Origin of the sequence: Acinetobacter sp. CIP 64.2 (assembly GCF_000369645.1) — a bacterium.
Classification (GTDB): Bacteria; Pseudomonadota; Gammaproteobacteria; order Pseudomonadales; family Moraxellaceae; genus Acinetobacter.
Window position 1 is genome coordinate 875,560 of sequence record NZ_KB850122.1, and the last position, 540, is coordinate 876,099.

1 protein-coding gene is annotated in these 540 nt (G+C 39.8%); it reads right to left on the bottom strand.

The genetic code is table 11. The features are described from left to right. Positions 1-10: 10 nt before the first annotated feature. On the bottom strand, positions 11-418 hold the full coding sequence (locus F895_RS06995) for a hypothetical protein (protein ID WP_005242182.1): 408 nt from the start codon (positions 416-418) through the stop codon (positions 11-13). Between the last annotated feature and the right edge of the window lie 122 nt (positions 419-540).

Sequence of the window (540 nt, forward strand, 5' to 3'; positions counted from 1 at the left end):
CGCTCTTTCTCTAATTTCGGGGGTATAGTTTGGTTTTTTCATCGGAATAGTCTCTCAGAATATTGAGTCTCCGACAAACCCGGTACGGTTCAGAGAGCTTTTCTGGGGCTTCTTGCATAAGTTGTTGTACATAACTTGGATCAAGTTCCAACCACTTTGGTTGAACTGCGGCGATAAGCTTTACCATATCAGTCTTATAACTAGACACTTGCACGTTCATCCCTTGTTGTTCTTTTAAATATTTTACAATCACTGATTCGGCATTCAATACATCAATCGGATTGCGATAATTTAGAGTGATCAAATAGTGATAAAGCGTGTGGGCAGCAAGTGCGTATTGTGGAGCTAGCTCAGCAGATAATAATTTTTCAATATCAGGATCATTGTATAAAGCATCTTCGAATAAACGCGTTTCCATATGGCCTTCGACAAATTGCACTAATATATGAACCGTACCGGGTTTGTCGGAGACTCAATATTCTGAGAGACTATTCCGATGAAAAAACCAAACTATACCCCCGAAATTAGAGAAAGAGCGGT